The following is a 25542-nucleotide window of genomic DNA, read 5'->3' on the forward strand; positions in this document are numbered from 1 at the left end:
ACGCGGACGCGGACATAACCTCAGCTGTATGGGCACCGAGCAACAGCACACGTCGATCCGGGTCAGCACCGTTACTCGCGACAAGATCGCGCACATCGCCGAACAGGAGGAAAGAAGCATGACCGCAGTGATCGACGATGCGGTGGAGCAGTACAGAAAGAAGCAGTTCTGGGAGAAGGTCCGCGAGCAGGTCGAGCGCACCAAGCGCGAGGACCCCGAGGGCTGGGCTGACTACCTGGCCGAGGTCGAGGAGATCAACGGACCGCCATCCAGGACGCACCGGATCGCCCCGGAATGGGAGGGACTCATCGACTTTCCCCAAGGAGAGAGATGAGGGTGAAGCAAGGAGAGATCTGGTTCGCCGACTACGGTGAGCCTGTCGGTCGAGAGCAGGGTTACCCTCGGCCGGCCCTGATCGTCAGTAACGACGACTTCCACGCGGCGGGATTCGGCCTCGTCATCGCTGTGCCGCTGACGACCCGCAACCGCGGGTGGACCAACCACGTAGAGGTTCCGACCGGAGCCACCGGCCTGCGGAAGACCAGTTGGGCGATGGTCCAACAGGTCCGATCGCTTTCCCCTATGCGTTTTGAATACCGGTTGGGGCAGGCCCCCACCGAGGTCGTCGACGAAGTCCTCCACGTCCTGGGGCAAATGGTCTGACCGCAGGTTCCGGCCGCACGTGGCGGAACCCGAGGTAGGGAAGTTAACCCGTGGCCCCAGTAACCGATGACGAGCGCAAGAAGTTTCGGCAAGAGCTCCGTGAGGCAGTTGAGCGCATCCAGCGTTAGGACCCCGAGGGTTGGGCCGAGTACCTGGCGGAGACAGAACTCTTCGACAACGCCGCGGCGGACGGGCCTGAGCCTGATGACATTCCCGCCTACACGGTTCGGGAGAAGCCGTAGGGATGCCGTAGCCGTCCTGAGGGGACGAGGGCCCGATCAGGACGGCTACAGACGTGATGTCCAGTCGCTCAGCTCTTGGCGAGCAGGGAGCGCAGGACGTACTGCATGATGCCGCCGTGGCGGTAGTAGTCGGCCTCGCCCGGCGTGTCGATCCGTACGACGGCCTGGAACTCGACGTCGCCCGCCCTGACGGTCACCGTCGCCGGCGTGTCGCCCGCGTTGAGCTCCTCGACACCGGTGATGTCGAAGGTCTCCGTGCCGGTCAGGCCCAGGGAGGCGGCGGTCTGCCCCTCGGGGAACTGGAGCGGCAGCACGCCCATGCCGATCAGGTTCGACCGGTGGATGCGCTCGTAGGACTCGGCGATGACGGCACGGACGCCGAGCAGCGCGGTGCCCTTGGCCGCCCAGTCGCGCGACGAGCCCGAGCCGTACTCCTTGCCGGCCAGGATGACCAGCGGGACGCCGGCGGTCTGGTAATTCTCCGACGCCTCGTAGATGGTCGTCTGCTCGCCGTCTCGGGTGAAGTCGCGGGTGAAGCCACCCTCCACGCCATCGAGCAGCAGGTTGCGCAGCCGGATGTTGGCGAACGTACCGCGGATCATCACCTCGTGGTTGCCCCGGCGGGAGCCGTACGAGTTGAAGTCCCGCGCCTCGACGCCGTGCTCGCGCAGGTAGCGACCGGCCGGCGAGTCGGCCTTGATCGACCCGGCGGGCGAGATGTGGTCGGTGGTGACCGAGTCGCCGAGCAGGGCGAGGACGCGGGCGCCGCCGATGTCCGTCACCGGCTCCGGCGAGGCGGGCATGCCGTCGAAGTACGGCGCCTTGCGCGCGTAGGTCGAGTCGGGGTCCCACTCGAAGGTGTCGCCGGTCGGGATCGGCAGCGACCGCCAGTGCTCGTCGCCCTTGAACACGTCGGCGTAGTCTCGCAGGAACATGTCCTGACCGATCGACTTCGACACCACCTCGGCGACCTCGTCGGCCGAGGGCCACACGTCCCTGAGGAACACCGGCTTCCCGTCGGAGCCTATGCCGAGCGGCTCGTTGTCGAGGTCGATGTCCATCGTCCCGGCCAGCGCGTATGCCACGACGAGCGGCGGGGACGCGAGGTAGTTCATCTTGACGTCCGGGTTGATCCGGCCCTCGAAGTTGCGGTTGCCGGAGAGCGCGGCGGTCACCGCGAGGTCGGAGCTCTGGACCGCCTCGGAGATCTCCGGGTCCAGCGGCCCGGAGTTGCCGATGCACGTGGTACAGCCGTAGCCGACCAGGTTGAAGCCCAGCTTGTCGAGGTACGGCTGCAGCCCGGAGCGCTCGAAGTAGCCGGTGACGACCTGGGACCCCGGAGCGAGTGAGGTCTTCACCCACGGCTTGCGGGTCAGGCCGCGGTCGACGGCGTTCCTGGCCAGCAGGGCCGCGCCGAGCATGACGTAGGGGTTTGAGGTGTTGGTGCAGGAGGTGATCGCGGCGATCACCACGGCGCCGTGGTCGATCTCGAACGACGTGCCGTCAGCCAGCGTGACCGGGGTCGGGCGGTTCGGACGGTCCCCGTCGCGCGGGACGGCGTTCGGCACGTCCCCCGGCCCCCCGTGGGAGATCGCGGGCGCGTCCGAGGCCGGGAACGACTCGGCCGACGCCTCGTCGGCCGGACCCTGGATGCAGTCACTCGGGACGTACGCGCGGACCGCCGCACGCCAGGCCGACTTGGACTCCGACAGCGGGATGCGGTCCTGCGGGCGCTTCGGCCCGGCGATCGACGGGACGACCGCGGCGAGGTCGAGCTCGATGTACTCGGAGAAGACCGGTTCCGCCGCGGGGTCGAGCCACAGGCCCTGCTCCTTGGCATACGCCTCGACGAGCGCGATCTGCTCGGCGGACCGGCCGGTGAGCGTGAGGTAGTCGATCGTCTGCTGGTCGATCGGGAAGATCGCGCAGGTGGAGCCGAACTCGGGGCTCATGTTGCCGATCGTGGCACGGTTGGGCAGCGGCACGCTGGCGACGCCCTCGCCGTAGAACTCGACGAACTTGCCGACCACGCCGTGCTTACGCAGCATCTCGGTGATGGTGAGGACCAGGTCGGTGGCGGTCGCGCCGGCGGGCAGCTTGCCGGTGAGCTTGAAGCCGACCACCCGGGGGATCAGCATGGAGATCGGCTGGCCGAGCATCGCGGCCTCCGCCTCGATGCCGCCGACGCCCCAACCGAGGACGCCGATGCCGTTCTCCATCGTGGTGTGCGAGTCGGTGCCGACACAGGTGTCGGGGTAGGCCACGCCGTCACGGAACATGACCACGCGGGCCAGGTGCTCGATGTTGACCTGGTGGACGATGCCGGTGCCGGGCGGGACGACCTTGAACTCGTCGAACGCGCTCTGGCCCCAGCGCAGGAACTGGTAGCGCTCGTGGTTGCGCTCGTACTCCCGCTCGACGTTGCGCCGGAAGGCGTCCGGGTGGCCGAAGTAGTCGACGATGACCGAGTGGTCGATGACCAGTTCGGCCGGGGCGAGCGGGTTGATCTTGCTCGGGTCGCCGCCGAGGTCGCGCATCGCCTCGCGCATGGTGGCGAGGTCGACGACGCACGGGACGCCGGTGAAGTCCTGCATGATCACGCGGGCCGGGGTGAACTGGATCTCCACGCTCGGCGCGGCGTCCGGGTCCCAGCCGCCGATCGCACGGATGTGGTCGGCGGTGATGTTCGCACCGTCCTCGGTGCGCAGCAGGTTCTCCAGCAGGATCTTGAGGCTGTACGGGAGGCGCGCCGACCCCTCGACGGCGTCCAGCCGATAGATCTCGTACGACGCGTCACCGACGCGCAGCGTGTCACGGCTGCCGAAGCTGTTCGCGGACACGAAGTTCGCCTCCCCAGGTTTCCTGGATTGTCACAGGTTTTCGGATATGTCATCCTGCCGCACCTCGCGAACGCGCTCGACAATGAGGCTTGCCTAACTTTCACAAGACGGCAGATGTCTCGACATCAAGATAACGCGATAGATATCTCGACATCAAGTTACTGATAAGTAACGCGGTCAGATCGGCATCAATCGCAGACAGAGGAGGGCGAGCACCACGACCGACAGGGCTGGGCCGAGGAACTTCTTCTCAAAGGTCTTCCCCGTCTTGATCCCGATGTCGTACGGCAACAGCCACCGCTTCTTGATGGGCCACAGCACCGGGCAGCCGCGCTCGGTCAGGCAGTCGCCGATCACGTGGACGAGGCAGCCGACGCCGATCGCGACGCCGAGCCACGCGTAGGTGACGCCCATCGATAAGAAGACGACGAAGGTCGCCGCCGTGAGCGCGATGTTGACGAGGGCCGAGGTGATCGTCTTACGGGGCACGCCGACGCCCACGGCCCGCAGTGCGAGCCCGATCATCAGGACGACCAGGATGTCGCGCCCGATGGGATACCGCTCCGCAAGCAGGTGGGCGCCCAGCCCGGCGAGGACGGAGAACAGCAGCGAGTGGGTGGCGTGCCGGTGCCCGCCGCTGACGAAGTTGACCCCCTTGCTGAGCAGCCAGGTCACCGGGCCGAAGGTCTGCGCGATCGTGGCGTGGGGATGGTCGAGGTCGGGCAACATGGCGGCCCCGGCACAGACCAGCGCGCCCGCGATCAGTTCGGCGGGTGCCAGCACCCCGCCGGTCATCGCGGCGAACTCCGGCACTCCCAGGGCGTCGGGAAGCGCCACCAGGGCCGGTGCGGCCGCCAGCCACACGGCCGCTCCGCTGAGAGCGTGCGAGTGCCCCATCATCGCTTCGTCACCGCTTTCAAGATCTCTCCAGGTGACTGTACGGCAAATCTCCGCCGGATCCGCAACGGAGCACCGTCGTCGCCGTGTCGAGCCGTCGGCGAGCACGAGCAATGAGACCGATTTGATACATGAGCCCTGTTGGGGCCGGGCAGCCGATCCAGGTGGCTCATTGCGCCTCCGCGGTCGGCCAGCACTCCGCGTCGATGCGGTGGGACCTGAGCGACGGCGCCTACACCTCGCGTAAGGACAGCGGGTGGGCGATCGCCGCGTCCGGGACGTCGAACAACGCGCGGATCGTGCTGCAGCCCGCCGCGGGACAGTCGGGGCAGTCGGGGCAGCGCTGGACGCCGGGCCCGAGCCGTACCGCCGACCCCTGGAAGTTCCTCACCGTGGACATCTACTGAGCTGAGACAGGCGTCGGCGCGCTCCCCCGTCACCGGGGCATACCGACGCCCCCGCCTCCCGAGAGGCGGCAGGGGCACGACAGGAACAAGAAAAGACGGGACTGTCCCGCTCCAAGAGCACCCCCCAGCCCTCTCAAAGCGGAACGGTCCCGTCTTACCGAGATAACGCTCAGGTCTCGGCCTATGTTCCCTTCCATAATACGGCCTTAAGTGATCTGCGTCACTCTTCCAGCAACGCGTCCGCCGAATTGTGACTTGACCAGACCCGGCCCGGGGCGAACGATCAAGGTGACGCCTGGAGGGGCAGATGGACTCCGTCAACACGGCACCCGCAGTAAGGGCAGCGACCTGGAGCACCCAGGCCGCGAAGATCAGGATCAGAAAGCTGGAGGCGGCCGAAACGTCCGTCTGCAGCAACGCCAACGGCAACTGAGGCGCACCCCGGACCCGCGCGGGTTCCGCTGGGCGGATCCACACGCGGGTCCATTGCCCGAGGCCTCACGGGTTCGCGGTCAGAGGCATTGATCACAGACATCGATCACAGGCGCGGGTCCACCGGCTCGGACTCCAGCGCGAGCACCGCGAAGACCGCCTCGTGGACACGCCACAGCGGCTCGCCCTCGGTCAGCCTGGTGATCGCCTCCAGCCCCAGCGCGTGCTCCCGCAGCGCCAGCGAGCGCTTCTTGCCGGTGAACCGGCGCCGCAGCACGTCGAGCGACTCCGTGTAGTCGGGCCCATAGATGATGCGCAGATACTCCCGCCCCCGAACCTTGATCCCCGGTTGCACCCGCCCCGGAGTGAACTGGGCCGACGTGAACTGGGCCGGCTTCACGACCATGCCCTCGCCCCCGGCCTCGGTGAGCGCCGACCACCATGCGACGGCCGCGGCCCGATCTTCCGGTGAGTCGAGCGAGACGAAGACGTGCCGGGTCGGGGCGATCACTTCCGCGTCGAGGCGGCCCAGTAGATCCAGATGCCAATCGTGCGACCGTTCCGCGGCCGCCGGCCCGCCCTCGCAGGCGAGGATCTGGAACGGTGCGAGCCGCACACCCTCGAGACCCGAAATCGGCCAGCAGTATCGTGCGTACGCCTCCCGGAACAGCACGGCGTTGCGTGCCCGCAGCCGGGCGCGCTCGATCGGGCCCGCCACGTCCAGGCCGCGCCGCGCGGCCTGCTCCAGCACCGCGACCGTCTCGGGCAGCGCCGCCGCGGCCGCCGCGCCGACGGAGGCGTACTGCTCGCGGATCAGGCCCTCCGCCTTGGCCGACCACGGCAGCAGCTCGCAGTCGAGCACGATCCAGTCGGAGTCCAGCTCCCGCCACAGCGGTCGCACCGCCTCGCGCAGGCGGTCGACGAGTCCGGCGGCGCGGATGTGATCGTCGAAGAACGGGCGGCCGGTGCGGGTGTAGACGACGCCCGCCGAGCCGTCGGCGACGCCGAACCGCTTCGCGGCCACATCCGGGGTCCGGGCCAGCACGGCTATCGCCCGGGAGCCCATGTGCTTCTCCTCGCACACCACCCGCGCGACGCCGGCCTTGGCGAACTCCTCGAACGCCTCGGACGGGTGCTCCAGGAAGCCGTCGAGCGTCGAGGTCTCCGGCGGCGACATCGTCGGCGGGAGGTAGACCAGCCAGCGGGGATCCACCGCGAACCGGCTCATGATCTCCAGCGCGGCCCGGGAGTTCTCCTCCGCGATCTTGATGCGGCCGCCGTACCGCGTCTCCACGTAGCGCGTGCCGTCCACGTCGCCGATGTCGAGCACACCGGGATCTCGTACCGCCGTGGGCGCGGCGAGCGGCCGTACCGGCTCGTACCAGACCTGCTCCGCCGGGACCGACACCAGCTCCCGCTCGGGATAGCGCAGCGCGGTCAGCCGCCCGCCGAAGACCGCCCCGGTGTCCAGGCAGATCGTGTTGTTGACCCACTCGGGCTCCGGGATCGGCGTGTGCCCGTAGACGACCATGGCACGTCCCCGGTACTCGTCCGCCCACGGATAACGCACCGGCAGGCCGTACTCATCGGTCTCTCCCGTGGTGTCGCCATAGAGAGCGAAGGCCCGGACCCGGCCGGACGCCCGGCCGTGGTAGGCCTCCTTGAGCCCCGCGTGCGCGACCACCAGCCGGCCACCGTCGAGCCGATAGTGGCTCAGCAGCCCGTCCATGAACGCCCGCGCGGCCTCCCGGAACTCCGCCGGCTCGGCGTCGAACTGCAGCAGCGACCGTTCCAGGCCGTGGGTGGCCCGTACGGCACGGCCGGCCAGCGCGCGGACCAGCTTCTGCTCGTGGTTGCCGCACACGCACAGGGCGTTTCCGGCCGCGACCATGCCCATGACCAGGCGGAGCACGCCCGGCGTGTCCGGACCGCGGTCGACGAGGTCGCCGACGAACACCGCCGTACGGCCCTCAGGGTGTACGGCGCCGTCCGGCGTGACCTCCCAGCCGAGGCGGCGCAGCAGCGACTCCAGTTCGGACCGGCAGCCGTGCACGTCGCCGATGATGTCGAAGGGACCGGTCAGCTCGGTCCGGTCGCTCCATGCCTTCTCATAGCCGATGACGGCCCGGTCGATCTCCTCCCCGCGCAGGACGTGCACCCGGCGGAAGCCGTCCCTGTCGATCCTGCCGAGCGATCGCCTGAGATCCCTGCGCTGCCGGGGGATCACCTGATGGCCGAAGGAACGGTCGGGCCGGTCCGCGTTGCGGGCGATCGCCACCTCCTCCGGCACGTCCAGCACGATGGCGTCGACGAGCACATCGTGCGCGCGGGCCAGCTCGATCAGCTTCTTGCGCGCCTCCCACTGCACGTTGGTGGCGTCCACGACCGTGAGCAGGCCGCGCCGCAGGCGGGTGCCGACGATGTAGTGGAGCACGTCGAAGGCGTCCGGCGTGGCCGTCTGGTCGTTCTCGTCGTCGGCGACCAGTCCCCGGCAGAAGTCCGACGACACGACCTGGGTGGGCCGGAAGTGCCGCGCCGCGAAGGTGGACTTGCCGCTCCCGGAGATGCCCACCAGCACCACCAGCGCCATCTCCGGCACATTCACCGGCACATTCACCGGCGCATCCACTGGCACATCAGCCGGCACATTCTCCGACGCACTCATCGTCCCCCCTCCCCCTCCCGTGATCTTGCGAAAACTTGCAGCACATGCCCGCCACCTGCCCTTTCGCCTCTCGTGATCTTGCAGTTTCTCGCACTCATGCTGCACGACCAGGGAAAACACAGTCCGTGATCTTGCACTTGGAAGTCCGCTGCAAGATCACGAACGGGATCCTCGCCGGTCAGGGCGCATCGGTGCGAGTTTCTGCAAGATCACGCACGACGTTTCCGCTGCTCATCAACCATCCGTGCGAGTATTCGCAAGATCACGGTGGGGTTTTTGTGAAGATGGCGAGTTGGGTGGGGGATCCCAGTTCGGGGTCGTCCTCCCCTACCGGGCGCCGGGTCACGGCGTAGCCGTACCGCTCGCAGACCCCGGCCGCCCACGCGGCGAACTCGGCGCGAGTCCACTCGAACCGGTGGTCGGGGTGCCGCCATACCGGGGTGCCGTCATCCCGGGCCAGGAACTCGTATCGCACGTTGAATTCCGCGTTCGGCGTGGTGACGATGGCGTGCGTCGGCGCTGCCGTACCGAAGACCACCCGTTCGAGCGCGGGCAGCCGCGGCGGATCGACGTGCTCGACGACCTCCATCAGGACCGCGGCGTCGTACCCGGCGAGCCGCGCGTCCGTGTACGTCAGCGACCCCTGGAACAACTCCAGCCTGGCACGCTTGGCGTCCGGCATGCGCTCCGGCTTGAGCCTGCGGCCGGCCAGGGCGAGCGCCCGCGCCGACACGTCCATCCCCGCGACCCGCGTGAAGGCCGGCCTGGCCAACAGCGCGGAGAGCAGCTGCCCGGATCCGCAGCCGAGGTCGATCACCGTGCGGGCGCCGATCTCCTCCAGGGCCGCCACCACCGCCTCCCGGCGCAACACGTTCAGCGGCGCCCCGGCTTCGCCGCCCTGGTCGGCGCCAGAGTCGGCGCCAGGGCCGGTGGCCGTCTCGACCGTCGTCGCCGCGGCGGCCTCCTCCTCCACCGGCGGCTCCAGGCTCTCCTCGAGGTCGTCGCCGATCTCGGCCAGGCGGGCGAATGCCTCCCGGGTCAGCGTGGCGCGCCGGCCGAGGTAACGGCGAGTGATCAGCCCGCGCTCGGGATGGGCGGCGAGCCAGCCCTCCCCGGCGCGGACGAGCTTGTCGACCTCGTCGCCGGCCATCCAGTAGTGCTTGGCGTCATCCAGCACCGGCAGCAGCACGTACAGGTGGTTCAGCGCGTCGGCCAGCCGTACCGCACCGCGCAGCGCGAGCCGCAGATATCGGGAGTCTCCCCACTCCGGGAAGCGCTCGTCGAGCGGCACCGCCGCCGCGTCCACCGTCCAGCCCAGCGGCTCGAACAGCCGGTAGGCGAGGTCGGCTCCGCCCCGGCACGGCAGCGCGGGCAGACCGATCTCCAACGGGATCGGGCCGTCGGCCAGTTCCTGCCGTGAGGCGCACCGTCCGGCCCGTGCCGTACGGAACACGTCGGCGAGAGCCACCGCGAGCAGAGAGGAGGCCGCGTACGGACGGTCGTTGACGTACTGGCCGAGAGAGAAGTCCGGTGACGACCTGCCGCGCGAGCGGACGAGGCGGACGGGATCGACCTCCACCAGCAGTGCCGCCGTGCACCGGCCCTCATCCGCCTCCGGATAGAAGACCCGTGCCGTGCCGAACGACTGGCCGAACTCCTGCACCCGGTCGGGGTGCTTGTGCAGGAGGAAGCCGAGGTCCGTGGCCGGGCGCGCGGTGGTCGAGATCGTGAGGAGCACCCGGCAAAGTGTGCCGGATGCCCCTTTCATCCGCTACCGGATTCAGCAGGACCGATCAGACGTGCGGGAGCACCTCGGCCGCGATCAGCTCCAGGTGTTCGAGGTCACCGAGGTCGAGGACCTGGAGATACATCCGTTCCGCACCGATCTGGGCGAACTCCTTGATCTTCTCCACGATCTCGTCCGGGGTGCCGGTCAGGCCGTTGGCGCGCAACTCCGCCACGTCCCGGCCGATGGCCGCCGCACGGCGGGCGATCTCGTTCTCGTCGCGGCCGGCGCAGACCACCTGGGCGGCGGACAGCATGATCGTGCCACGTCCCACCGACTCGCACGCCTCCCGCACCCTCCCATAGGCGGCCCCGGTGTCGGCGACGCGGTTGAACGGCACGTTGTACTCGTCGGCGAACCTCGCGACCAGCCGCGGCGTGCGCCGCGGTCCCGTGCCGCCCAGGATGATCGGGGGCCGCGGCCGCTGCGCCGGCTTCGGCAGCGCCGGAGAGTCCACGAGGCGGTAGTGGACTCCCTCGAACGAGAACGGCTTGGCCGCCGTCCAGAGACCCGTGATTATCTCCAGTTGCTCCTCGAGCCGCTCGAACCGCTCCCCGAGCGGAGGGAACGGGATGCCGTAGGCGGTGTGCTCCTCCGCGAACCAGCCGGTGCCCAGACCCAGCTCGACCCTGCCTCCGCTCATCTGGTCGACCTGGGCGACGCCGATCGCCAGCGGCCCCGGCAGGCGGAACGTTCCCGCGGTCACCAGCGTCCCCAGCCGGATCGTGGACGTCTCGCGGGCCAGGCCCGCCAGCGTCACCCAGGCGTCGGTGGGACCCGGCTCGGGATCACCGGCCCCCATTCGGAGGTAATGGTCAGAACGGAAAAAGCCGTCGAACCCTAGCCGTTCCGCCGCCTGCGCGACACTCAGCAGGTCGTCGTAGCTCGCACCCTGCTGGGGCTCAGTGAAGATCCTCAATTTCACCCGTCCATTATCACCTCACCCTCCCCGGCTCCTTGCTAGCGTTGACATGACGTAGTCATTCAACAACTCCTCGTGGTGAATGGTGGAGTCGGCATGGAGTCGGCACGGCCTGCCCGCGAAGCGGGCACCCCACCCCGGTTCCTCGTCTTCCTGGGGGCGTTGACGCTCGTCTTCGGTACCGGTTTGGCGCTCTGGCTGCTGCCCACCTCCGCCGAGCCCGTGGTCGTCTCGCACCAGGTCAGGGCGGTCCGTACGACCACGACGCCGACCCCGACGCCGATGCCGCCGCCGGCCTCGGCGGTGCCGGATCCGCTCCCGGTCACCCCCGGACGGACATACACCGAGTTCGTGGACGCCTCAGCGGGACCGACGGCGACCCGGGCGAGGTGGTACACGATCGGCCACCTCACGGCCGGACCGGACGGGTGCACGCTCCGATGGACCGGCCGATGGGCTGACCGCCCGGCACTCGACCACATCCCGGTCGCCGACCGGCTCGCCCTGTTCCGGGCCGAGGGCGGCGACGCCGACATCGCGTTCGGCGGGCCGTACGGATCGGAACTGTCGGCCTCGTGTCCGAGCGAGGCCCGCCTCATCGCGACCTACCGGCGGGTGATCAGGACGTTCGATCCGGCCGGGCTCGACTTCGAGGTCCACGACTCGGCGGACGCCGCGGCCACCCGCCGCCGTGCGGCCGTCATCGCCCGGCTGCAGCGCGACTCACGCGACCGGGGCCGGCCGATCAGCATCACCTTCACACTGCCCGCCTCCGAGTACGGCATGGCCGCGGCGGACATGAGCATGCTCCGTGCCGTGCGGACGGCGGGCGCGGAGATCGACACCGTCAACCTGCTCGTCCCGTCCTCCCGGGGCCTCCACGGGCTGGCCGCGGCCGCGCGGTCGGCACAGGGGCAACTGCAGCGCCTGCTGGACGTCGACGGCACCTCGGCCTGGCGGCGGATCGCCCTCACGCCCGTGCTGTCCGACCCCCGGGATCTCGACGTGACCGAGGCCGGGCGGCTGGCCGCCTTCCGCGCGAGGCACGGCCTGGCCTGGCTGTCACTCCGCGGTGCGAAACCCCCGAAATCCGTCATCCGCGCCCTCTCTGAACTGGCCGAACAGCTTCCACGAAAGTCATCGTTCGCCCCCCAACCCACCGGAGAACTCATATGCTCAGCGGCATGCCCTACCTCGAACAACGCGTCGGCACCGTCGAGTCCGACATACGCGAAATCAGAAGCGACACCGCGGAGATCAAAAGCGATATCGCTTCTGTCAAGGCCGGGCAGGCCGGCGTGGAACTGAAACTCAACCGCGTCGTCGTGGACGTCGCCGAGATCAAAGGTCGCCTCGGTGTTTTGGAACGATCCGTCGGCAGCATCGAGAAGAACAACTCGATCATGCGAGATGACATCGCGGAGCTGAAGGCCGGGCAGATCGAGACCCGTGATCTCCTCGCCCGCGTCGCCGTCTGCGTGGACCACACCGCCCCCGATCAGACGTAATGCGACGGAAGTGCCCCGCACCGGATGATGCGGGGCTTTCCATGATTACTCCCTGGCCAGCAACGCCACGCACTCCACATGGTGGGTCATCGGGTATTGATCGAATGCCCGCAGATCGGACAGGCGGTAGCCGTACGGGGCGAACCAGGCGATATCCCGCGACATGGTGGCGGGATCGCAGGACACATAGACGATGCGGGACGCCTCCAGTTCGGCGACACGGTCGACGACGGCGCGGCCCAGCCCGGCGCGCGGCGGGTCGGCGACGACGAGGTCGGCGCGTTCGATCTCCAGCCGGTCGAGCGCCTCCTCGACCTTGCCCCGTTCGATCCTGGCCTGCGGCAGATCACGCAGGTTCCACCGGGCGTCCTCCGCCGCCTGCGCCTCCGACTCGACGCCGAGCACGGCACCGTCCGGGCCGACCGCCTCGGCGAGCCCGGCGGCGAACAGCCCGGCGCCGCAGTAGAGGTCGAGCGCCCACTCCCCCGGCTCGGGCAGCCCGAAGGTGAGCACGGCGTCGAGCAGGGTCGCCGCCGCGCCGGGGTGGACCTGCCAGAAGCCGCTCGCCGTCACCCGGAAGTCGCGGTCTCCGACGCGCTCGGTCAGCGTCGCGCTTCCCCTCAGCTTCCGGGTGCCGCGCCTGCCCTCGTCGAGGAGGACGGCCGCGTCGACGTCCGGTACGGCGACCCGTCGGCGCGGCTCGGGCCGTACGATCACGGCGTGGTCGCCGCCGGAGGAGGCGACCACCTCGACGGCCTCGGCGCCGCGCCAGTTACGGACCTCGGCGCCGACCTCCTCGACAGCGGGGTGCGCGATGGGGCAGGCGTCGATGTACTCGATCTCGTGCGAGCGGTGGCGGCGCAGGCCGAGATGACCCTCCCGGTCGGCGGCGAACTGCACTCTCGTGCGCCAGCCCAGGCCCTCTCCGGCGGCACCCGGCACCTCCTCGACCACGACCTTCCTGTCGATCCCGGCGAGGCGGCGCAACTGCTCGGCGACGACATCGGCCTTCAACCTGCGCTGCGCGTCGAGCGAGGCGTGCTGCCAGTCGCATCCCCCGCAGCGTCCGGGACCGCTGAACGGACAGGGCGGCGTCACCCGGTCGGGTGACGGCTCCAGGATCTCGACGGCATCGGCGCGCAGGAAACGGGCGGTCTCCTCAGTGATCTCGGCGAGCACCCGTTCGCCGGGCAGGGCGTGCCGGACGAACACCACACGGCCTTCGTGCCTGGCCACGCACCAGCCGCCGTTGGCGACGTTCCCCACCGTGAGCTCAACCGGCATCACGACCCTCCTCCTGTTTTCACATGTTCGTCCCGGCCGGTTCCGTAGGATCGGCGGACGGCTCCGGGCCCCATCGGCTCGCGGCGGCCCTTCAGCCGGTCGGAGGAGGCGAGCTGCCACGGCACGCTCGTCACCATCACACCCGGTTTGAACAGCAGCCGCCCCTTCAGCCGCAGCGCACTCTGATTGTGCAGCAGGTGCTCCCACCAACGGCCCATCACATACTCCGGAATGTAGACGGTCACCACGTCACGTGGCGAACGGCGGCGCAGCGACTTGACATACTCGAGGATTGGCCCGGTGATCTCCCGATAGGGTGAGTCGAGGATCTTCAGCGGCACCGCGATGCCCCGGCTGTCCCATTCCTCCCGCAGCCTGGCGGCCTCCTCGGAGTCCACGGCGACCGTGACCGCCTCCAGGTTCGACGGCCGGGTGGCCCTGGCGTACGCGAGCGCACGCAGTGTCGGCTTGTGGATTTTGGAGACGAGGACGATGGCGTGATTGCGTGCGGGCAGCATCGACTCGTCGATCTCGCCTTCCTCCGGCGCGGCGAGCTCCTCGGCGACCCGGTCGTAGTGGTGCCGGATGCCCTTCATCATCAGGAAGAGCACCGGCATCGCGATGCAGACGATGTACGCGCCGTGGGTGAACTTGGTCAGCAGGACGACGACGAGGACGATCCCGGTCATGAACCCGCCGAAGCCGTTGATGAGCCGGGAGCGCATCATCTGGAAACGGGTGAGGGGGTCGGTCTCGGTCTTGAGATGGCGGGTCCAGTGCCGAACCATGCCGATCTGGCTCAGCGTGAACGCGACGAACACGCCGACGATGTAGAGGTTGAGCAGCTTGCTCACATCGGCGTTGAACGCCCAGATCAGCAGGCAGGCCCCGGCCGCGAGGATGATGATGCCGTTGCTGAACGCCAGCCGGTCGCCCCTGGTGTGGAGCTGGCGCGGCAGGTACCGGTCCTGGGCGAGGATCGAGCCGAGCACGGGGAAGCCGTTGAACGCGGTGTTGGCCGCGAGGAACAGGATCAGAGCGGTCACCGCTGCGATCACAACGAACATGAGCGAGCCGTCCCCGAAGACGGCCGACGCGACCTGCGCGATGATCGGCTGCTGGTAGTAGCCGGGGCCGGCCGGGTGACCGTCGATCAGAACATGGGTGGCGGCGGTGGCCGGGTCGCTGAGCCTCACGCCGGATCTGAGGCCGAGGAAGATGATCCCGCTGAACATGGTGACCGCGATGACGCCCATCATCAGCAGCGTCGTCGCGGCGTTCTTGCTCTTCGGCTTCCGGAAGGCGGGCACGCCGTTGCTGATGGCCTCCACACCGGTCAGCGCGGCGGCCCCGGATGAGAAAGCGCGCAGCACCAGGAACGCCATGGCGAACCCGGCGAGATCCGCCTGCTCGGCGACGATCGTGTAGTCGGCGGTGGGCGCACGCAACTGGTCACCGAGCACGAGCAACCGGAACAGCCCCCACGCGACCATGCCGAGGACCGCGATCATGAAGGCGTAGGTGGGGATGGCGAAGGCGACGCCCGACTCCCTGATGCCACGCAGGTTCATGATCGTCAGCAGGGCGACGATCGCGATCGACACCGTCGGCCGGTGCTCGGCCACGAAGGGGATGGTCGCGCCGACGTAGTCCGCCCCGTTGGCGACCGAGACGGCGACGGTCAGCACGTAGTCGACCATCAGCGCGCTCGCGACGGTCAGGCCGGCGTTCGCCCCGAGGTTCGTCGTCGCCACCTCGTAGTCGCCGCCGCCGCTCGGGTAGGCGTGCACGTTCTGCCGGTAGGAGGCGACCACCGTGAGCATGACGAGGACGACTCCGGCGGCCGCCCACGGGCCGTAGCCGTAAAGACCCACCCCGCCGATCGACAGGATGACAAGGATCTCCTGTGGGGCATAGGCGACCGACGACAGGGCGTCACCGGCGAAGACCGGCAGCGCCACGCGCTTGGGCAGCAACTGGTGGTGGAGTTGGGTGCTGCGCAGCGCCCGGCCCACGAGAAGCCGCTTGACAAGATCTGTCACCCTGGACACGTCTGGAGAGCCTAGTGCCCCGCGCTGTGCCGGTCTCACATGGTGCGGCCCGGCGCGACATACTGTCTCCTTGGGAGACCGCCACGAGCGACGGCGGGGAAGCATGCATATTGTGATCATGGGATGTGGCCGGGTCGGCTCTACCCTCGCCCACATCCTCGAAGACAACGGCCACTCCGTGGCCATCATTGATCGCGACCCGCAGGCCTTTCGGCGGCTGCGCGCCGGGTTCCGCGGCCGTCGGGTGACCGGTGTCGGCTTCGACCGCGACGTGCTGGGAGAGGCCGGCATCGAGTCGGCCGCGGCCTTCGTCGCCGTCAGCAGCGGCGACAACTCCAACATCATCTCAGCCCGGGTGGCGCGCGAGATGTTCGGCGTCGAGAACGTGGTGGCCCGCATCTACGACCCCCGCCGAGCCGAGGTCTACCAGAGGCTGGGGATCCCGACCGTCGCCACCGTCCGCTGGACCGCCGACCAGATCCTGCGGAGGGTGCTCCCCGAGGGGGCCGAACCGCTGTGGCGGGACACCACCGGAACGGTGGTCCTCGCCGAGGTGCCCTTCCATCCCGGCTGGATCGGCGTCCGGGCCAGGTCCGCCGAGGACGCCACCGGCGCCCGGCTGGCCTTCATCAACCGTATGGGCGAGGCACTCGTGCCCAAGGACGGCACCGTGATCCAGGAAGGCGACATCCTGCACCTGGTAGCGGCCGAAAGCGACATGGACCGGATCAACAAGATGCTGTCCGGGCCGCCTTCCGACGAGGAGAACTGATGCGGGTCACCATCGCCGGCGCCGGGGCCGTCGGCCGCTCGATCGCAGCGGAACTTCTTGAGAACGGGCACGAGGTCCTGCTCGTCGACATCGATCCGCATGCGATCAAAATCGAGAGCGTGCCCCGGGCCGAATGGCTGCTCGCCGACGCGTGCGAGATCTCCTCACTCGACGAGGCGGGGCTGAACAGCTGTCAGGTGGTGATCGCCGCCTCCGGCGACGACAAGGTCAATCTGGTGGTGTCCCTGCTCGCCAAGACCGAGTACGGCGTGCCCCGTGTGGTCGCCCGCGTCAACCACCCGAAGAACGAGTGGCTGTTCAACGAATCATGGGGGGTCGATGTCGCGGTCTCCACGCCGCGCCTGCTGTCGGCGCTGGTCGAGGAGGCCGTCAGCGTGGGCGACCTGGTCCGCCTGATGACCTTCCGGCAGGGCCAGGCCAACCTCGTGGAGCTGACCCTCGCCGAGGACGCGCCGGTGGTGGGCCAACGAGCCGGGTCGGTTCCCTGGCCGGAGGACGCAGCCCTCGTGGCGATCCTGCGCGAGAGCCGGGTCCTCGTACCCTCCGCCGACGACCCGTTGGAGGCGGGCGACGAACTGCTGTTCGTGGCCAACCAGGAGGTCGAGCGTCAGCTCGCCCACCTGCTCTCCGGCCACTGACGCCCTCTGCCCCCTGCGCCCTCTGGCTACTGACGTCGTCTCACTGCCGGTGCCGGACTCACTCCGCGGGCCGCCGGCTGGGAGTCGGGATGGGAGTGCGGCCCCGCGCCAGCACCCAGGCCATGGCCGCGAGGCCGGCGACCTGCAGGGGCCAGCCAAGTGCGATCTTGGCGATGCCCAGCGCGGTGACCTGACCCGCCCAGTAGAGCGGGAGTTGCACCACCACCCGGATCAGGCACGGCAGCATCAGCAGCCAGGTCAGCCGGGAGCAGAGACGGACCAGGCCGGGATCCCGGTGCCAGGCCGTGGGGTCACCGGTCACCGAGCCGATGAGGAAGCCCACCACCGGCCAACGGGCGACGATCGACAGCAGCATCGCGGCCGCGTAGCCGGCGTTGTAGTAGATCCCCGGCAGGAAGACGTCCTTGGCGTCACCTGACCGCATCGCGAAGAATGCGCCGATCCCGATGCCCAAAAGGCTGTTGAGCACGAACTGCGGAGTGGTGCGCTGGGCCAGCCGGACCAGCAGCAGGACCACCGCGGCGGCGATGCTGACGATCAGGGACGCCTTCAACTGGCTGGTGGCGATCCACATTCCCGTGAAGACGATCGTGGGGACGGCCGCCTCGACGATGCCGCGCCTGCCGCCCAGTGCCTTGGCCAGCTGGGCACGGACGGCCGCCTCAACGGTCGCGTGCGCCGCCGGGGCGGCCGCCATGTCCGCTGTACTCATATGGTCTCCCGGTAGATCACTGCCCGCCGGCGGGGCGCAGCTCGTAACGCGGATTGAACATGACCTTGCGGCCGTCCTGGACGCTGACCAAACCTTCGGCGAGCACGACACGGCCCGGCTCGATTCCGGCGATTTTGCGTCGGCCGAGCCAGACGAGGTCGATCACGTCCGACCCGTCGTACAGCTCCGCCTCCAGGGCCGGGGCGCCGCCCCGCGGACGCAAAGTCACGGTTCGGAGGGTCCCGGCCACGCAGAACCGCCGCCGCTCACCGCACGAGGCGATGGGCGTCGCGCCCTGCCGTCCCGTGTCCTCCCTGAGCTCTTCGGCCTCCAGTTCGGCCTGACTGGTGGTCAGCCTTCGGAAGAAGCCGCGCAGGCCGCCCGGTTTGGCGGGCTCCGGCGTGCTCATCGGTCGTTCACCTCCGCTCGCAGGATACGTCACCGGGTCTCGGTGATCTCCGGGCCACGCTCGAACGGCCGGAACTCCTCCTGCGGGGCCGCCTGTTGCTCCATCGCCTGCCGAGCCTCGGCCGGCAGCCGCAGGTGGATGGTCTCCCTGGGAGGCATCGGCTCGTCGCCGCGGACGACCACGATGTCACGCACCACGTTATCGAGGATCTCGGCCGCGGTGGAGTCGAGGGCCGCCCGGCCGCTGATCACCGCGCGCAGCAGCCATCGGGGACCGTCGATCCCGAGGTAGCGAACCGGCTGGGACGCCTCGCCGGGCGCCGGCGGCACCCTCGCCGCCAGTTCGGCTCCGAACGGCCCTTCCTGCTCCTGCACGGTGCCGCCGGCGGCGGTCACCTCTCGCGCTATCTCCGCGCGCACCTCGCCCCAGATCCCGCTCCGCTTGGGCGCGGCCATCGCCTGCACCCGCAGAGCGCTCTCCTCGACCAGGACGATCGCCCCGTCGATGTGGTCCCCGGTCACGCTGAGCTGGATCTCGAAGCGCGGACCGATGGGCAGCAGCAGCCCACCGAGATCGACCCGCTCGGCCTCCGGATAGGCGTCCTGCGCGTCCCAGGGGCCCGAAGTCAGGGCGGTGCGCCCTTCAGCGACCTCCGCGACGACCGGTGCCGTCTCCTCCTCCGCGTGTCGCCGACGTCGGAACACTTCGTTCACTCTCCTTGAATATGTGCGGGCTTCAGGTTCCGGTGGAGCCGAAGCCGTTCGCGCCGCGGACCGAGCCGGGCAGCCGATCCACCTCGTGGAAGGCCGCCTTCGCCACCCGCTGGACGACGAGCTGGGCGATGCGGTCGCCCCGCCTGAGCCGTACCGCGTCCTTGGCATCCGTATTGATCAGCGTCACCTTGATCTCGCCGCGGTAGCCGGCGTCGACCGTGCCGGGCGCGTTCACCAGTGTCACTCCGAGCCTGGCGGCCAGTCCCGAGCGGGGGTGCACGAAGGCGGCGTACCCGTCGGGCAGCGCGATCGCGATCCCGGTGCCGACGACTGCCCGCTCCCCCGGGAGCAACTCGACGTCCCGCACCGCGTAGAGATCGGCGCCGGCGTCGCCCGGGTGGGCGTACGACGGCATCGGAAGCTCCGGATCGAGCCGCTGAATCAGCACCTCCACACTCATGACGAAAAACCCTACCGCCACCGCTGAGCGTTTATTTGTGAGCACCCGCACCGGCGTGCCCGCCGGGTTTCTGCCCCTTGCGTCGCGGTGACACCTCCTCCGCCTCCTCTGCCGCATCTGATGTGCCCGACGGCACGGCGGACTTCTCTTGGTCAGAGTGCGGCTCGGTGTGCGGCTCGGTGTGCGGCACGACGAGAGGCATGGCAGGAGGCGCGGCGGAGGCCGGGGGTTCGGCGATCGGCGTCTCGGGATCGCGGCGCAGTTCGGGCAGCGCCCGGTAGATGACCGCGGTCAACGGCACGGCCACCACGGCGCCGGCGATCCCGCCGAGCACACCGCCGACTGCGAGGACGAGGATGATCGCCAGGGGGTGGAAGGCGAGGGCCCGGCCGACGATGAACGGCTGCAGCACGTGGTTCTCCAGCTGCTGCTCGACCACGAGGATGCCCACGAAGATCAACGCATACACCCAGCCCTGCGATCCGAAGGTCACCAGGGTGGCGATGCCGCCGGCGAAGAAGATGCCGACGACCGGGATGAAGCTCGCGAAGAAGATCAGCACTGCCAGGGGCGCCCACAGGGGCACCTGCATTCCGGCGAGGACCACGCCGATGATGAACCCGTGGATCGCCGCCACGGCCACCGTGCCGTGCACGTACTGGGAGATCGTGACCCAGGCGGCCCGCCCGGCCCGGTCCACTCGCGGCGTGGCGCGGCCGAACGCGCGCAGGAACCACGACCAGATCCGGTCGCCGTCCTTGAGTAGGAAGAACGTGACGAACAGGATCAGCACGATGGAGGCGAGCACCTCGACGATCGCGGTCGCACCGCTGAGCACCGTCCCCGTGATCTCGGTGCGCCGCTCGTTGATCTGCTTGCCCAGCTCGTCGACGATGTCGGCGAGTTGCGCCTCCTTGAGATGGAGCGGTCCGTGCAGCAGCCAGTCCTGAACGTTGCGAGCGGTGAGCTGGATCTGCTCGACCAGCCGGGGGAACTCCTCGTTCGCCCTGGCGCCGATCATGAAGCCGACGCCCACGATGACCGCGAGCCCGAGGAGCATCGTGATCCACGTGGCATAGATCGGGCGCAATCCGGCGGTCCTGAGCCGCCGGGTCAGCGGGTGCAGCAGCGCGGTCAGCAGGAAGGCCACCGCCAGCGGCAGGACGACGAAGCTGAGCCGGCCGATGATCAGCGCCAGGACGTAGATCAGCGCGCCGATCAGCAGCAGCCGCCAACTCCAGGCGGCCAGGGTGGCGAGCACAGGAGGCACGCCCTCGGCCTCACGCCTCTTATGCGAGATCACATGTCCAGACTGGCACGTTCCTCTTCCGGGCGCGCACCCCTTTTACCGGTTCAAAACGTGGGCATGGTGGTGCCGGGCAGGCCGTCAGGAGTGATGAGGCGTGTGCGCGCGGCCCGGGCGGATAGGGTCAGCACTGAGGAGGAATCATGTCGGACGACAAGAGCGCTGAGAAACCGGACCTGCAGTGGCGGATCCTGGGCGGCCTCATCGGCCTGGCCGTGGGGTTCGCCTCGCGCAAGGTGCTCGGGTTCGCCTGGGAGAAGGCCACGGGCAGGAAGCCTCCGGCCAACGCGGACTCACCGGACATCAGCCTCGGCGAGGCGATCGCCTACGCGGTGGTGATGGGTCTGGGCATGGAGGTCGCCAGGATCGTCGCGACTCGTACGGCGGCGAAGAAGTGGCACGCCTGGAAGGAAGCCGCCGCCAAGGACGCGCTCTAGTGCCCCTCCCGGCACTAGCCTGACCTGGGATTGGAAGCCGGGGATTCAAGGGCCGAGAGGAAGTCCCCGGCCCACCTGTCCACGTCATGTCCGGCGACCCTGCGCCTGAGGGAGCGCATCCGGCGCGCGAGCTCGTGCGGGGTGGCGCGCATCGCCGCCAGCATGGCCCGCTTCATGCCGGCGATGTCGTACGGATTGACCAGGAAGGCCTGGCGCAGCTCGTCGGCGGCCCCGGCGAACTCGCTCAGCACGAGCGCCCCCCGCAGGTCGTGGCGGCAGGACACGTACTCCTTGGCCACCAGGTTCATGCCGTCGCGCAGCGGCGTGACCACCATGACGTCGGCCGCGCAGTACAGCGCCGCCAGTTCGTCCCTGCGGTAGGACTGGTGGAGGTAGGAGATCGGCTGCCTTCCCAGCATGCCGTGCTCGCCGTTGATCCGGCCGACCCTCAGCTCGATGTCGCCCCGCAGTTTGACGTACTCGGCGACGCGTTCCCGGGTCGGCGTGGCCACCTGCACGAACGCGGCCTCCCCGGGCTTGACGGAGCCGTCGGCGAGTAGCTCGCCGAACGCCTTGAGCCGCTGGCCGATCCCCTTGGTGTAGTCGAGCCGGTCGACGCCGAGCAGTAAGTGCTCGGGATCTCCGAGCTCGGCCCTGATCTCCTTGGCACGCAGCTGGATGCGCTGATCGCGGGCGAGCTGGTCCAGCTCCCCGAAGTCCACCGAGATCGGGAACGCCTCGGCCCGTACCGCGCGGCCGTCGACCTGGATCTCGTTACGTGAGTTCTGCAGGCCCAGAAGACGGCGGCACAACCGGACGAAGTTGGAGGCCCCGCCCGGCCGCTGGAACCCCACGAGGTCGGCTCCCAGCAGTCCTTCAAGGATCTCCTTGCGCCACGGCAGCTGGCAGAACAGCTCGACGGGCGGGAACGGGATGTGCAGGAAGAACCCGATCTTCAGGTCGGGGCGGAGCCTGCGCAGGATGGCAGGCACGAGTTGCAGCTGGTAGTCCTGCACCCACACCACCGCACCGGGTGCGGCCGCCTCGGCCGCGGCACGAGCGAAGCGCTCGTTGACCGCCCGATAGGCGTCCCACAGGACGCGGGAGTAGACGGGGGCGGCGACGACATCGTGGTAGAGAGGCCAGAGGGTCGCGTTGGAGAAGCCTTCGTAGTAGAGCTCGACCTCACGCTCGGAGAGGGGCACCGGGATCAGGTGCATGCCGTCGTCCTCGAACGGCTTGAGCTCCTCCCCCGCCGCGCCGGTCCATCCGAGCCATGCTCCGTCGCGCCGCTGCATGACGGGCGCGATCGCGGTCACCAGCCCACCCGGGCTGCGCCGCCACTCCTTCTCACCCACGCGGTCCACCGGAAGCCGGTTCGCGACGATCAGAAACGAGCTGGTGCTGCGCATTGAGCCCCTCCAGGGTCGCCTGGTACCACCATACGAAAGGCACCGAACCACGCCCATACCCGCCCATTACCTGGGCATTCGTTAAGAGGGTGTGAGAATGATCTCACCGCAGGTCACGGATGTTCCCCGATGGTTTAGACCAATCGGGTGACACTGATCTATCTGACCGCGGGGTCAGGGTGACGGCGGCAGGGCCTGCTGGCGCCGTAGGTCGGCCCGTACGGCCTGCGCGAGCTTGCGGGTGGCGGCCCGGTTCAGCGCTCCGCCGGCGACGGCGCCGGTGAGGAACGGACCGAGGGTGGTGAGGTGCCTGCCGAGGGTACGCATCAGGCGGTTGCGCAGCGCCGTCTTGGCCGCCGCGCCAATGGCGATCGTCGCGGAGCCGGGGGCGAGAGGATTGACGCCGCGCTGTTTGGACCAGGCGACGGTGTACACGGCGGCGCGCTGGGCGCCGTTGCCCGGGATCTGCACGCCGTACACCTCGTGCAACTCGGCCAGGAGCTTCACCTCGATGGCCGCGACGACGAGTGTCTCGGCCACGAGTTGGGCGGGGGCCGACAGAAGAAGGGGCGGTGCGGCGAACTCGGCGGCGGCGAGCGCTCCCCCGACCGCGCCTACCGCCATCGTCGCCTTGGCGGCGGTGCGGACCAGATCGTCGGCGAGTTGCTCGCCGGTCATGCCGTAATGGTGCTCTTGCAGTGTCGCGTAGTCCCTGATCGGTAACCGCGGGGCGATGTTCAGGAACACGTCCGCCAGCCAGCGGCCCCGTCCCCTTTTCCCCGCCCTGCGAGCGGACTCGGCGAGCACTTTGCTGAGGCGGCCGAGCAGCCGACGCCGCTCGGCCCCGTCCGTCTCCTCAGGGGCCACGAGCTTGCCGACCAGATCGGCAACCTCGTCCTTCGATTCGGGACTCAACGGACCCTCCTAAGGGTCTCCTAACTCAGGCCGCGCACTCGCGGCAAACCTGCTGGCCGTTCTTCTCCGAGGCCAACTGGCTGCGGTGGTGCACCAGGAAACAGCGCGAGCACGTGAACTCGTCCGCCTGCCGAGGAATCACCCGGAGCGAGAGCTCCTCGTTCGACAGATCCGCCCCCGGCAGCTCAAGCGACTCGGCGAGATCGGTCTCATCGATGTCGATGCTGCCCGACGACTTGTCACTGCGCCGAGCCTGGAGTTCCTGAAGGCTGTCCTCGCTCAGGTCGTCGTCGGTCTTGCGCGGGCTGTCGTAATCGGTAGCCATTGGCGTGCTCCATCCCCCTCATCTATCCTTCTGCGCCTGCGTCGCGCGTCTTCAACGCTTGAGAGGCCGTAGTTGTGCCCACGGGGGCCCGGAAATCGTGCAATCGGTACCCACTTGGGCGAACCCTGAACCTCCCGAGACGCGAGGGGTATTCCACACGAGGCCATAGTTAGCCAAATATGGCGAAAACCACAGTATCGAGGGTATGACCCCATCACGCTCGACGGCACATCCAACCACATGTACGGCGTGCGCGCGCCATCAGCGCGCCGACTGCTGCGAGCCGACGGCCGCCTAGGAGTGTCTGACAAATGCTGCCCGTCGCGAGCGTGGATCCAGATGGACGCATCGCAAGCCGGAGGAGGAACTCGTAGCGGAGCGAGCCTACGAGCGACGACTCCGGTGCGGCGAGGCGCCATCTGGGCCGCGCGTAGCAGGGCATGATTTGCCAGACACGACCTAGCTTTCCGGGAGGCGTACCGTCACCACGAGACCGCCGCCGTCCCGTGGGACAGCGGTGACCGCGCCGCCGTGCGCACCCGCGATCGCACGCACGATGGACAGACCCAGGCCCGCGCCCTTGGCGGACTGCACCCGGTCGGAGTTCAGTCTCCGGAACGGCTCGAACAGGCTCTCCACCTCGTACGCGGGCACGTGCGGTCCCGTGTTCGCGACCTGAACAACGGCGCCCCTACCGACCATTCCCGTACGGACCCACACTTTTCCATTGGGGCCGGAGTTGTGCTTGATGCCGTTCTCGACGAGGTTGGAAACACAGCGTTCGAGGAGAACCGGATCCCCCGCCGCGGGAGCGGAATGCAAATCATGCTCGATCGTGACGGACTCCTCCGCCGCGAACGGCGCGAGCTGCTCGACAGTGGTCCTGGCGACCTCCCGGACGTCGACCGGCTTTCGCACCGACAGCTCCCGATCGCTGCGCGCGAGCAGGAGCAGCCCCTCGATCAGCCGCTCGTTGCGCGCGGTGGTGCCCAGCAGCGTACGGCCGAGCACCTTGAGGTCCTCGGAGGCCTCCGGATCGGCGAGCGCGACCTCGAGGACCGTCCGGTTGATGGCCAGCGGGGTGCGCAGCTCGTGCGAGGCGTTGTCGACGAACCGCCGCTGGGCGTCGAAGGCCGTGTTGAGCCGGATGAGCATGGCGTCGAAGGTGTCGGCCAGTTCCTTGAGCTCGTCGTCGGGCCCCTGCAGGCCGATCCGCTCGTGGGCGAGCGAGGTCTCCGACAGCCTGCGCGCGGTCGCGGTCATCTGCTTGACCGGCAGCAGCGCCCGGTCCGCCACCACGTAGCCGAAGATCAGCGCGAGGACCCCCACTCCGACGAGCGCCATCAGAGACCTGTTCAGCAGTTCGGCACGCGCGGACTCGATGGCCAGATCCCGGTGAGAGGCCCACCAGGCCTCGATCTGCTGGGCGACTTCGGGTGGGTACCCGCGCGACTCGATGGGCGGCCACGCTGTGCTGATCGCGAGGCCGACCAGGGTGTACATCACGAACAGGAGCACGGCGCCGACAGCGAAGAACAACGCGCCGTAGGTGAGCGTGAGCCGCCAGCGGATGCTGATCCTGCCCTGAAGCGCCTTGATCTCGCCGATGAGATTGCGCTGCACCGGGTGGGCGACCTCGGGTGGCGGGCCGTCCCAGGCGGGCGGGCCGCTGGGCGGGGGCGGGACCTGGAGCCTGCTCACAGC

The 25542-nt window shown here is 69.0% G+C and carries 25 protein-coding genes; 9 read left to right on the plus strand and 16 right to left on the minus strand.

Annotation, left to right across the window (positions count from 1 at the left end):
* Positions 1–28: 28 nt before the first annotated feature.
* Positions 29–334 (plus strand): hypothetical protein, encoded by a 306-nt coding sequence (locus ACFHYQ_RS14730; protein WP_394301693.1) that lies wholly within the window; start codon positions 29–31, stop codon positions 332–334.
* On the plus strand, positions 331–663 hold the full coding sequence (locus ACFHYQ_RS14735) for a type II toxin-antitoxin system PemK/MazF family toxin (protein ID WP_394301694.1): 333 nt from the start codon (positions 331–333) through the stop codon (positions 661–663). The genes ACFHYQ_RS14730 and ACFHYQ_RS14735 overlap by 4 nt, the downstream gene beginning before the upstream one ends.
* A 310-nt stretch (positions 664–973) precedes the next feature.
* Here ACFHYQ_RS14735 and ACFHYQ_RS14740 read toward each other — a convergent pair whose 3' ends face one another.
* Positions 974–3745, minus strand: a complete 2772-nt coding sequence (locus tag ACFHYQ_RS14740; RefSeq protein ID WP_394301695.1) for an aconitate hydratase — start codon at positions 3743–3745, stop codon at positions 974–976.
* A 177-nt stretch (positions 3746–3922) separates the two neighbouring features.
* Entirely contained in the window at positions 3923–4645 is a 723-nt protein-coding gene (locus tag ACFHYQ_RS14745) for a metal-dependent hydrolase (RefSeq protein ID WP_394301696.1), read from the minus strand.
* 128 nt (positions 4646–4773) lie between these two features.
* Here ACFHYQ_RS14745 and ACFHYQ_RS14750 point away from each other — a divergent pair, with 128 nt between their 5' ends.
* Complete coding sequence (locus tag ACFHYQ_RS14750; protein WP_394301697.1) at positions 4774–5049, plus strand: ricin-type beta-trefoil lectin domain protein; 276 nt, start codon at positions 4774–4776, stop codon at positions 5047–5049.
* Between the two features lie 307 nt (positions 5050–5356).
* Positions 5357–5482: a hypothetical protein gene (locus ACFHYQ_RS14755; RefSeq protein WP_394301698.1), complete on the plus strand. Its 126-nt coding sequence runs from the start codon at positions 5357–5359 to the stop codon at positions 5480–5482.
* Positions 5483–5587: 105 nt separating this feature from the next.
* Here ACFHYQ_RS14755 and ACFHYQ_RS14760 read toward each other — a convergent pair whose 3' ends face one another.
* The 3 genes from ACFHYQ_RS14760 to ACFHYQ_RS14770 all read right to left on the minus strand — a co-directional run bounded on the left by ACFHYQ_RS14760 (position 5588) and on the right by ACFHYQ_RS14770 (position 10857).
* A complete protein-coding gene (locus ACFHYQ_RS14760; RefSeq protein ID WP_394301699.1) occupies positions 5588–8146 on the minus strand; it encodes a polynucleotide kinase-phosphatase in 2559 nt (852 codons plus the stop codon).
* 262 nt (positions 8147–8408) lie between these two features.
* On the minus strand, positions 8409–9884 hold the full coding sequence (locus ACFHYQ_RS14765; protein ID WP_394301700.1) for a 3' terminal RNA ribose 2'-O-methyltransferase Hen1: 1476 nt from the start codon (positions 9882–9884) through the stop codon (positions 8409–8411).
* Positions 9885–9939: 55 nt separating this feature from the next.
* Positions 9940–10857 (minus strand): LLM class F420-dependent oxidoreductase, encoded by a 918-nt coding sequence (locus ACFHYQ_RS14770; protein ID WP_394301701.1) that lies wholly within the window; start codon positions 10855–10857, stop codon positions 9940–9942.
* Between the two features lie 93 nt (positions 10858–10950).
* Between ACFHYQ_RS14770 and ACFHYQ_RS14775 the strand changes: the two genes are divergently transcribed.
* Positions 10951–12162, plus strand: coding sequence for a glycoside hydrolase family 18 protein (locus ACFHYQ_RS14775; protein WP_394301702.1), 1212 nt, complete (start codon positions 10951–10953; stop codon positions 12160–12162).
* The gene (locus ACFHYQ_RS14780) at positions 12153–12362 is read left to right on the plus strand and encodes a hypothetical protein (RefSeq protein WP_394301703.1); all 210 of its coding nucleotides are present in this window, start codon (positions 12153–12155) and stop codon (positions 12360–12362) included. The genes ACFHYQ_RS14775 and ACFHYQ_RS14780 overlap by 10 nt, the downstream gene beginning before the upstream one ends.
* A 45-nt stretch (positions 12363–12407) precedes the next feature.
* Here ACFHYQ_RS14780 and ACFHYQ_RS14785 read toward each other — a convergent pair whose 3' ends face one another.
* Together ACFHYQ_RS14785 and ACFHYQ_RS14790 are read right to left on the minus strand one after the other, a co-directional pair.
* Positions 12408–13646 carry a class I SAM-dependent RNA methyltransferase gene (locus tag ACFHYQ_RS14785; protein ID WP_394301704.1) on the minus strand — a complete coding sequence of 413 codons (1239 nt, stop codon included), beginning with the start codon at positions 13644–13646 and terminating at the stop codon, positions 12408–12410.
* Positions 13646–15697, minus strand: a complete 2052-nt coding sequence (locus ACFHYQ_RS14790; RefSeq protein ID WP_394301705.1) for an APC family permease — start codon at positions 15695–15697, stop codon at positions 13646–13648. Before ACFHYQ_RS14790 ends, ACFHYQ_RS14785 begins: the two co-directional genes overlap by 1 nt.
* 103 nt (positions 15698–15800) lie before the next feature.
* On the opposite strand from ACFHYQ_RS14790, the gene ACFHYQ_RS14795 reads away from it, so the two are divergent.
* Together ACFHYQ_RS14795 and ACFHYQ_RS14800 are read left to right on the plus strand one after the other, a co-directional pair.
* Entirely contained in the window at positions 15801–16469 is a 669-nt protein-coding gene (locus tag ACFHYQ_RS14795; RefSeq protein WP_394301706.1) for a potassium channel family protein, read from the plus strand.
* The gene (locus ACFHYQ_RS14800) at positions 16469–17128 is read left to right on the plus strand and encodes a potassium channel family protein (protein WP_394301707.1); all 660 of its coding nucleotides are present in this window, start codon (positions 16469–16471) and stop codon (positions 17126–17128) included. Before ACFHYQ_RS14795 ends, ACFHYQ_RS14800 begins: the two co-directional genes overlap by 1 nt.
* 58 nt (positions 17129–17186) lie before the next feature.
* Here the strand turns inward: ACFHYQ_RS14800 and ACFHYQ_RS14805 are convergent, their stop codons facing one another.
* Genes ACFHYQ_RS14805 through ACFHYQ_RS14825 form a run of 5 tightly spaced genes read right to left on the minus strand, consistent with a single transcriptional unit; the run spans position 17187 to position 20746 of the window.
* Positions 17187–17861: a DUF3159 domain-containing protein gene (locus ACFHYQ_RS14805; protein WP_394301708.1), complete on the minus strand. Its 675-nt coding sequence runs from the start codon at positions 17859–17861 to the stop codon at positions 17187–17189.
* Positions 17862–17877: 16 nt separating this feature from the next.
* Positions 17878–18270 (minus strand): OB-fold nucleic acid binding domain-containing protein, encoded by a 393-nt coding sequence (locus ACFHYQ_RS14810; protein ID WP_394301709.1) that lies wholly within the window; start codon positions 18268–18270, stop codon positions 17878–17880.
* Positions 18271–18299: 29 nt separating this feature from the next.
* Complete coding sequence (locus ACFHYQ_RS14815; RefSeq protein WP_394301710.1) at positions 18300–18974, minus strand: DUF3710 domain-containing protein; 675 nt, start codon at positions 18972–18974, stop codon at positions 18300–18302.
* A 31-nt stretch (positions 18975–19005) separates the two neighbouring features.
* Positions 19006–19443, minus strand: coding sequence for a dUTP diphosphatase (gene dut, locus ACFHYQ_RS14820; RefSeq protein ID WP_394301711.1), 438 nt, complete (start codon positions 19441–19443; stop codon positions 19006–19008).
* Between the two features lie 31 nt (positions 19444–19474).
* Positions 19475–20746, minus strand: coding sequence for an AI-2E family transporter (locus ACFHYQ_RS14825; RefSeq protein WP_394301712.1), 1272 nt, complete (start codon positions 20744–20746; stop codon positions 19475–19477).
* Between the two features lie 146 nt (positions 20747–20892).
* On the opposite strand from ACFHYQ_RS14825, the gene ACFHYQ_RS14830 reads away from it, so the two are divergent.
* Entirely contained in the window at positions 20893–21186 is a 294-nt protein-coding gene (locus ACFHYQ_RS14830) for a DUF4235 domain-containing protein (protein ID WP_394301713.1), read from the plus strand.
* Between the two features lie 14 nt (positions 21187–21200).
* On the opposite strand, the gene ACFHYQ_RS14835 is transcribed toward ACFHYQ_RS14830, so the two are convergent.
* From ACFHYQ_RS14835 to ACFHYQ_RS14850, 4 genes are all read right to left on the minus strand, one after another.
* Positions 21201–22598: an alpha,alpha-trehalose-phosphate synthase (UDP-forming) gene (locus ACFHYQ_RS14835; protein WP_394301714.1), complete on the minus strand. Its 1398-nt coding sequence runs from the start codon at positions 22596–22598 to the stop codon at positions 21201–21203.
* Between the two features lie 174 nt (positions 22599–22772).
* Complete coding sequence (locus ACFHYQ_RS14840; RefSeq protein WP_394301715.1) at positions 22773–23513, minus strand: hypothetical protein; 741 nt, start codon at positions 23511–23513, stop codon at positions 22773–22775.
* Positions 23514–23538: 25 nt separating this feature from the next.
* Entirely contained in the window at positions 23539–23838 is a 300-nt protein-coding gene (locus tag ACFHYQ_RS14845) for a DUF4193 domain-containing protein (RefSeq protein WP_030454398.1), read from the minus strand.
* 459 nt (positions 23839–24297) lie between these two features.
* On the minus strand, positions 24298–25539 hold the full coding sequence (locus ACFHYQ_RS14850; protein WP_394301716.1) for a sensor histidine kinase: 1242 nt from the start codon (positions 25537–25539) through the stop codon (positions 24298–24300).
* Positions 25540–25542 lie beyond the last annotated feature (3 nt).

Source organism: Sphaerimonospora cavernae, assembly GCF_042435035.1.
GTDB classification, from domain to species: domain Bacteria; phylum Actinomycetota; class Actinomycetes; order Streptosporangiales; family Streptosporangiaceae; genus Sphaerimonospora; species Sphaerimonospora cavernae.

What these genes read in the sequence shown, in the direction of transcription:
- ACFHYQ_RS14845 (WP_030454398.1), bottom strand. Translation starts at nt 23,838, where the DNA reads ATGGCTACCGATTACGACAGCCCGCGCAAGACCGACGACGACCTGAGC.
- ACFHYQ_RS14795 (WP_394301706.1), top strand. Translation starts at nt 15,801, where the DNA reads ATGCATATTGTGATCATGGGATGTGGCCGGGTCGGCTCTACCCTCGCC.
- ACFHYQ_RS14810 (WP_394301709.1), bottom strand. Translation starts at nt 18,270, where the DNA reads ATGAGCACGCCGGAGCCCGCCAAACCGGGCGGCCTGCGCGGCTTCTTC.
- ACFHYQ_RS14735 (WP_394301694.1), top strand. Translation starts at nt 331, where the DNA reads ATGAGGGTGAAGCAAGGAGAGATCTGGTTCGCCGACTACGGTGAGCCT.
- ACFHYQ_RS14800 (WP_394301707.1), top strand. Translation starts at nt 16,469, where the DNA reads ATGCGGGTCACCATCGCCGGCGCCGGGGCCGTCGGCCGCTCGATCGCA.
- ACFHYQ_RS14805 (WP_394301708.1), bottom strand. Translation starts at nt 17,861, where the DNA reads ATGAGTACAGCGGACATGGCGGCCGCCCCGGCGGCGCACGCGACCGTT.
- ACFHYQ_RS14730 (WP_394301693.1), top strand. Translation starts at nt 29, where the DNA reads ATGGGCACCGAGCAACAGCACACGTCGATCCGGGTCAGCACCGTTACT.
- ACFHYQ_RS14745 (WP_394301696.1), bottom strand. Translation starts at nt 4,645, where the DNA reads ATGATGGGGCACTCGCACGCTCTCAGCGGAGCGGCCGTGTGGCTGGCG.
- ACFHYQ_RS14760 (WP_394301699.1), bottom strand. Translation starts at nt 8,146, where the DNA reads ATGAGTGCGTCGGAGAATGTGCCGGCTGATGTGCCAGTGGATGCGCCG.
- dut (WP_394301711.1), bottom strand. Translation starts at nt 19,443, where the DNA reads ATGAGTGTGGAGGTGCTGATTCAGCGGCTCGATCCGGAGCTTCCGATG.
- ACFHYQ_RS14785 (WP_394301704.1), bottom strand. Translation starts at nt 13,646, where the DNA reads ATGCCGGTTGAGCTCACGGTGGGGAACGTCGCCAACGGCGGCTGGTGC.
- ACFHYQ_RS14835 (WP_394301714.1), bottom strand. Translation starts at nt 22,598, where the DNA reads ATGCGCAGCACCAGCTCGTTTCTGATCGTCGCGAACCGGCTTCCGGTG.
- ACFHYQ_RS14830 (WP_394301713.1), top strand. Translation starts at nt 20,893, where the DNA reads ATGTCGGACGACAAGAGCGCTGAGAAACCGGACCTGCAGTGGCGGATC.
- ACFHYQ_RS14775 (WP_394301702.1), top strand. Translation starts at nt 10,951, where the DNA reads ATGGAGTCGGCACGGCCTGCCCGCGAAGCGGGCACCCCACCCCGGTTC.
- ACFHYQ_RS14755 (WP_394301698.1), top strand. Translation starts at nt 5,357, where the DNA reads ATGGACTCCGTCAACACGGCACCCGCAGTAAGGGCAGCGACCTGGAGC.
- ACFHYQ_RS14750 (WP_394301697.1), top strand. Translation starts at nt 4,774, where the DNA reads ATGAGCCCTGTTGGGGCCGGGCAGCCGATCCAGGTGGCTCATTGCGCC.